The 4319-nt window shown below is 71.8% G+C and carries 4 protein-coding genes; all 4 read left to right on the top strand.

Features of this window, described 5'->3' with window-relative positions:
- Positions 1 to 145: 145 nt before the first annotated feature.
- A complete protein-coding gene (cpaB, locus tag OEJ37_RS34730; RefSeq protein ID WP_175941696.1) occupies positions 146 to 1162 on the top strand; it encodes a Flp pilus assembly protein CpaB in 1017 nt (338 codons plus the stop codon).
- Positions 1163 to 1224: 62 nt separating this feature from the next.
- Positions 1225 to 2604 (top strand): type II and III secretion system protein family protein, encoded by a 1380-nt coding sequence (locus OEJ37_RS34725; protein WP_175917745.1) that lies wholly within the window; start codon positions 1225 to 1227, stop codon positions 2602 to 2604.
- A 15-nt stretch (positions 2605 to 2619) separates the two neighbouring features.
- Positions 2620 to 3003 (top strand): CpaD family pilus assembly lipoprotein, encoded by a 384-nt coding sequence (locus tag OEJ37_RS34720; protein WP_152860131.1) that lies wholly within the window; start codon positions 2620 to 2622, stop codon positions 3001 to 3003.
- 22 nt (positions 3004 to 3025) lie between these two features.
- Entirely contained in the window at positions 3026 to 4249 is a 1224-nt protein-coding gene (locus tag OEJ37_RS34715) for an AAA family ATPase (RefSeq protein WP_175941698.1), read from the top strand.
- Positions 4250 to 4319 lie beyond the last annotated feature (70 nt).

The following is a 4319-nucleotide window of genomic DNA, read 5'->3' as shown; positions in this document are numbered from 1 at the left end:
CGGCAGCGGCGCGCCGTGCCCGCCCGCGCGGCCGCCGCGCGCGGCATGCCGTACGGCGTCGCGCTCGCGCTCGGCGGCGCGCTGGCCGTCTGGGCGCCGTTTCCGCACGCGGTTTCGCTTACCTAGCCGGGGGACGCACGCCGCCATGCCCAAACCTCTGAGAATGGCCATGCTGATCGTCGCCGCCGGAATCGGCGCGTTCATCCTGCGCGAACTGTACGTCGCCGCGTCGACGCCGTCGGCACCCGGCGAAGCGGACCAGGCGCGCGTGCGCGTCGCGGCCGCCGATCTGCCGGAAGGGCTGCTGCTGCGCGACAACGATCTCGGCTGGAAGCGCATGCCGCGCGCGCAGGTGCCGGCGGGCGCATTCGTCGAGTCGCAGCCGGGCGCCGATCTGAAGGGCGCACTGCTGCGCAACCGCGTCGGCGCCGGCACGCCGATCCGCACGGACAACGTGATTCCGGCCGACGCGCCGGATTTTCTCGCGGCCGCGCTGCAGCCCGGCATGCGCGCGATCTCGGTGCCGGTCGACGACGTATCGGGCAACGCGGGGCTGATCCAGCCGGGCGACTTCGTCGACGTGGTGCTCACGCAGCAGATCGGCGGCTCGGCGACGTCGCCCGGCACCTTCGAAGCGGAGACGGTCGTGCGGCGCGCGCGCGTGCTCGCGGTCGGCTCGGAATTCCAGCGCGCGAAGGCGCCCGCGAGCGCGCCGGACGCGACGGCGCGCGCACGCACGGTCACGCTCGAGGTCGCGCCGCGCACCGCGCAGGTCGTGCTGGTCGCGACGCGCCTCGGCTCGCTGTCGCTCGCGCTGCGCAGCTTCGCGACCAGCGACCGGCGGCAACCGGCGGGCGGTGACGAGCAGGAGCCGGATACGCAGCCGGTGTGGGCGGGCGACGTGTCGCGCGCGGCCCGCGAGGCCTCGCGGGCGCCGTCCGCCCGGGCGGACGGCGGCGCGCGGCCGACGGGACAGGGCAACACGGTCGTGATCTATCGCGGTTCGTCGATCGACGACGGATCGCGCGGAGGCGGCACGCCGGGCCTGCCGCCGCTGCCGTCCGGCCTGCCTGGGATACCGGCAATGCCGGCACTGCAGGGCGGCGGCAATGTCGCGGCGGATGCGGCGGCGCAGTTGCCGAGGGCGGCGGTGCCGCAATGACGGATCGACGGAGCGGCCCGGCCGCGCGGCGGCCGGCATTTGACGGGATGACGGGAACACGCATGGCGCGCATCGTTCGCTGGATCGCTCTCTGGTGCCTGGCCGGCCTCGTCGCGCCCGGCGTTGCGTTCGCGCAGGGCGCGCGCGCGCCGGACGCCGGCGCGGCGCTGTCGATCGCGACCGGCAAGGGCGAGCTGCTGTCGCTGCCGGAACCCGCGGTCGCGATGTTCGTCGCCGATCCGACCATCGCCGACATCCAGGTGCCGTCGCCGCGCACCGTGTTCGTGTTCGGCAAGAAGGCCGGCACGACCACGCTGATCGCGCTCGGCGCGAACCATCGGCCGATCCTGCGCAGGACGGTGATCGTGCAGGTCGACACGGCGTCGCTGCAGGCGGTGCTCGACAGCCGCTTTCCGCAACTGAAGCTGTCGGTGTCCGGCGCGCCGGGCTCGCTGATGGTGTCGGGCAAGGTGCCGGGCGCGGCCGACGCGGACGCCGTGATGCAGTCGCTCGGGCCGTACCTGCACGACAAGGAAAGGATCGTCAACCGGCTCACGCTGTCGCGCCCGATCCAGGTGAACCTGCGCGTGCGGGTGACCGAGGTGAGCCGCAACGTCACGCAGCAGCTCGGCATCAACTGGAGCGCGCTCGGCGGCGCCGGCAACTTCGTCGGCGGGCTGTTCAACGGGCGCACGCTGTTCGACCCGACCAACGGCCTGTTCAATCTGTCGCCGACCGGCGCATTCTCGGTGCTCGGCGGCTTCCGCGCGGGGCGCTGGTCGATCGACGTCGTGCTCGATGCGCTCGATCAGGAAGGGCTGATCACGATGCTCGCCGAACCGAACCTCACCGCGATGTCGGGCGAGACCGCGAGCTTCCTCGCGGGCGGCGAGATTCCGATCCCCGTTGCGCAGAGTGGCAACACGGGGGCGATCACGGTCGAGTACAAGCCGTTCGGCGTGTCGCTCGACTTCACGCCGACCGTGCTCGCCGACAACCGCATCAGCCTCAAGGTGCGGCCGGAGGTCAGTGAGGTCGATTCGAGCAACAGCGTGACGACGGGCGGTATCAAGGTGCCGGCGCTCACCGTGCGGCGCGTCGAGACCACCGTCGAGCTGTCGAGCGGGCAGAGCTTCGCGATCGGCGGGCTGCTGCAGAGCCAGACGGCCGACACCGTGTCGCAGATCCCGGGGCTCGGCCGGCTGCCGATCATCGGCCGGCTGTTTTCGTCGAAGAACTTCCAGGACAACAAGACCGAGGTGGTCGTGATCGTCACGCCGTACATCGTGCAGCCGACCGGGCCCGGCCAGCTCGAGCAGGCGATCGACACCGTCGCGCGGCCGAGCAGCGATCTGGAGTTCGCGGTGCAGCGCAACCTCGGGCTCGACCTGCTGTCGGGCGACACGCCGCGCCTCGTCGGCGCCGCGGGCTTCGTGTACTGAACCGGAGGAGCGCTCATGCGAGTTCGAACCACCGTCCTGGCACTGCTGCCGCTGGCGCTGGCGGGCTGCATGTCGGCGCCGCCGCCGCTGAACCTGCCCGACGCGCGGTCGATCGGCTTCGACGGCGTGCAGGCGGTGCCGCCCGACTGCGCGAAGCTGATGCAACCGTCGCATCTCGTCGACGCGGGCTTCGGGCGGCCGGGCGTGCCGTTCGGCTGCGCGACCTACACGAACCTGGCGGCCATGCTCGCGCGGCCGCAGGATCTCGTCGCGCCCGTGCCGTACGGCGGCGCCGACGCGGAAGTCGCGGCCGGCGCGGTGCGCCGCTACGTCGAGGATCGCGTGAAGCTGCCGACGCCCGGCAAGACGCTGACGACGACCGGCTCGCCCGGCCATTGAACCGATTCCCGAGGCCATCGCAATGCCGCCCATGAACGTCCTCGATCGCCAGAACGCCAAGCGCGCCGCGTCCGCCGGAGCGACGGATCTCGTCGCGGTCGTGTCCGATCCGGGCAGCGAGGACGTGATCCGGCGCGTCGCGCAGGATTTGTCGATCACGCGTGCGCACCTGCAGACGGGCACCTGCGACGACGCGATCCGGTTGCTGCAGCAGCACGAGCGTTCGCCGCGCCAGCTGGTCATCGACGTGTCGGATTCGGTGCTGCCGGTGTCGGACCTGATGCGGCTCGCCGACGTGTGCGATCCGTCGGTGCGGGTCGTCGCGATCGGCACGCAGAACGACGTCGGGCTGTTTCGCAACCTGCTCGGCATCGGCGTGCAGGACTACATCGTCAAGCCGCTGACCGTCGAGCTGATGCGGCGCGCGCTGACGGCGACGGAATCGGTCGTGCAGGTGCGCACCGGCAAGATCGTCAGCTTCGTCGGCGCACGCGGCGGCGTCGGCGCGACGACCATCGCGGTGAGCCTCGCGCGCTGCCTGGCGGGCGAGAAGCGCCGCCGCGTCGCGTACATCGACCTGAACCTGCATGGCGGCGGCGCGAACTCGATGCTCGGGCTGTCCAGCAACAACGGGCTGGTCGAGTTGCTGAACATGGAGCAGCGCCCCGACGACGCGCTGTTCGACCGCATGTTCGTCACCAAGGGCGACCGCCTGCACGTGCTGTCGGCCGAGCTCGCATACGGCGCCGACGTGCCGCTGAGCGACGGGGTGGTCGCGCGCCTGGTCGACATGCTGAAGGACCGCTTCCACTACGTGCTGTTCGACGTCGGCAGCGGCGCCGGCAAGCTGTTCGAGGATGCGCTCGAGGCGTCCGATCTCGTCTACATCGTCGCCGACCGCTCGGTGCATGCCGCGTACGAATCCGCGCGGCTCGCGCGCTTCGTGCAGGAGCTGCCGGGCGAGCGGCAGTTGTCGATGGTGCTGAACAATCCGCTCGAGCCGGTCGCGGGCCGCGTCGAGCCGGCCGATTTCGCGGAGGCGTTCGGCGGCGCGTCGCTGCTCGAGCTGCCGCACGAGCCGCAGACGCTCGCGCTCGCCGAGAACCTCGGCGAGCCGATCGACGACGCGAAGCGCCGCGGCTTCCTGGACGGGATTCGGCAGCTCGCGAACGGCATCACCGGCGAACCGATGGCCGTCGCCGAACCGTGGTACGCACGCTTCGTCAAGTGGAGGAAAGGATCGTGACGTTCGGTAACCGCAACCGTCAGCCGCCGGACCCCGCACCGGCCGCAGCGCCCGAGGCGCCGCGCGCGCC

Source organism: Burkholderia sp. BKH01 (assembly GCF_025685725.1).
GTDB classification, from domain to species: domain Bacteria; phylum Pseudomonadota; class Gammaproteobacteria; order Burkholderiales; family Burkholderiaceae; genus Burkholderia; species Burkholderia pyrrocinia_C.
This window is presented reverse-complemented; position numbering and strand designations above follow the sequence as displayed.